Origin of the sequence: Micromonospora sp. MP36 (assembly GCF_008119785.1) — a bacterium.
Taxonomy (GTDB): Bacteria; Actinomycetota; Actinomycetes; order Mycobacteriales; family Micromonosporaceae; genus Micromonospora.
The window spans coordinates 1-2,226 of the sequence record NZ_VSFA01000234.1 but is presented as its reverse complement, the minus strand read 5'-3'; the positions used below and the strand labels follow the sequence as shown (position 1 = coordinate 2,226).

2 protein-coding genes are annotated in these 2,226 nt (G+C 67.6%); one reads left to right on the top strand and one right to left on the bottom strand.

Annotated elements, in window-relative coordinates; translation table 11 throughout:
- Positions 1 to 126 precede the first annotated feature (126 nt).
- Positions 127 to 750 (bottom strand): DUF4145 domain-containing protein, encoded by a 624-nt coding sequence (locus FXF52_RS40865; RefSeq protein ID WP_148804991.1) that lies wholly within the window; start codon positions 748 to 750, stop codon positions 127 to 129.
- A gap of 686 nt (positions 751 to 1,436) precedes the next feature.
- Here FXF52_RS40865 and FXF52_RS44390 point away from each other — a divergent pair.
- Positions 1,437 to 1,784, top strand: a complete 348-nt coding sequence (locus FXF52_RS44390) for a pentapeptide repeat-containing protein (protein WP_148804990.1) — start codon at positions 1,437 to 1,439, stop codon at positions 1,782 to 1,784.
- Positions 1,785 to 2,226 lie beyond the last annotated feature (442 nt).

Genomic DNA, 2,226 nt, shown 5'->3' with positions numbered 1-2,226 from the left:
GTTGAGTCGCGGCCCCTGGTCCTGGTGCCGGCTGGTCGTGGATGTCTGGGCGATCCGGCCCAGCGCTGCGACGGACCTCCGCTGGCCGATGTTGACCGCTGTATCGGGCACGTATCGGGCACGGACTCAGGGACCCGGTGTCATGAAGCTCTGTGCACGATGGTCCATCTCGTACACCAGGCGGAGAAGTTGCGTCGTGAAAGCCAGCGTGTTGTAAGCGCGCTCCTGGGACGCCGCCTCAAGTCGGTGAGTAGAGAGATTGCCGTGTGTACGGATTAGATCGAGCCATGGCCTCATGGGCGGCGTAATGTAGCCAGTGGTTAGGAGGTGGTCGAGATATTGGACGAATGACTTCCCCTCTTCCGCCCCCTTGTCGACCGCAATATGCATAAGTATCTTGCGACACATCAGCTCGCACGAGGTATAGGCACCCCACCCGGCAGTCTTGCGGGCTTCGAGGTATGCGGCTCCAACTTCCGCCGGAAGCCCATCCACTTTTTCCCCCACTAACGGGGACGGGCTGACCGTGCCGTTATTCTCGACAATGCCCAGGTCGCAGCCCATGCAACGACTCCATGCGACATTATCCGTTGAATAATTGGGGTTCGTGTTAGCAATCACCGCCGCGTTGGTCGTTGCTCCACAATGGGGGCAAATATAGGGCCGGGTTGCTCTCGCATCCGAAACGCTGGCGGTATGGTAGTTTTGTGCGTTCGTCGAGTAGTGGATGATTCCGTCGTGCCCAGACATTGGAGGATGCTAACCCTTCGCGCCATGGGTCAGCTACCTCGTAGCGCGATGCCATCCCGTCTGCCGTCGACCCGCCCTCCTGGGGAGCGGGCCGCCGCCCGGCCCGCCACGTCAAGCGGACCTTGACGGCTCGTACGGACGCTGGCGGGCCGGGCGGTGGTCTGCTCGGCTCGCCCGGGTCGATGGCAGGCGGGATGGCTCCTTCCGCAACCACCCACGGACCGTGACCCGCCGGCGGAGCCCGGCCATCCTGGAGCCGGAGCGCCCCCGCCGGAGGCGCACTAACCGCAACCCCGCGACCGCCGTCAGCTCGCCGACGCGGCCGGCGTGCGCTCCCCTACGCCGCGCGGGCTCGTGGCCGCGCGGCCCGGCCGGCTGCCGGCCCACCACCTCACCGGTCAACGGCCTGTCGTTCTGCGGCGGCCCTCCGGGATTCCCGCTGTCCGCGCCAGCCGCCGGGCATCAGGCGTGACGGCCGCAGAGCGACAGCGGCAGCGGCCGGCGCGCGCCCAGGCGGCGGCGCGTGCGGCCCGCTCAGGGCCGCCTTGATCGATGTAAGGAAAGTTCTCCCACTCGGCCGGCAGCCGGTCGCCAGCGGGCGGCCGTCCTGCCCTGGCGAATGCCTCGCAGGTGAGTGCGTAGAAAGCCGGTGGTTCGGCAACGGGCGACCACGCTACGGTTCGCGGATGAGCATCCTGCCTGGCGCGACGAGACAGTCTTTCGCCGGCCGCGATCTTCGGCATCGCACCCTTGACGGGCACTCGTTCAAGTTGTGTGACTTCCGCGGTGCCAACCTCCGCGGGGCCTCTCTTCGCGGTGCCAGCTTCGCTGGCTGTGATCTGCGGGATGCCGACCTGCGTGACACGGATCTGTCCTACGCGCGGTTCAGCTACGTCATGACGCACGATCCGGAGTACGGACGCACGGACGTTACCGGGGCCCGGTGGAACGGGGCCGACCTTCGAGGCGTCGCCGCCGAGCGCGTCATTGGGTGGCCGCACGGCCTCCCAGACTCCGGGGTTACGTCGGGTTGACGTGTCGGCACCCGGTGCTACTCTGGCCTTCGTCGAGCACGCCAGCGCGGCCTTCCTGCCGGATCGCTGGACTCGACCTGTGAGATGCCGAGCGGACTTCCTGCCGCTGATGCGGGCCACGTCCCGCCGGCTCTCGATCGCACCGGCCGCTGTGCCGGTCTCCCGAATCCGCTGAGCGGCCCAGGACGGTCTTCCCTGCCGTCCACGATGGCCCGGATTCGCTTATCTCCACGGGTGGGTGCAGCCTGCGGCAACCCGCCGGATGCCGACGTCCCAGGCTCCCCACCCGTGCCGGCCTAGTCACCAGCTCGACGAGCGCGAAAGGACATGACCCATCGGCGGGACGTGGCACCACCACGAACCCGCCCTCCGGCGTCAGCCGCCCTCTCGGCGGTGCCAGGAGACACGACGAACACCACCAGCGGACAGACGTCCACGGCTA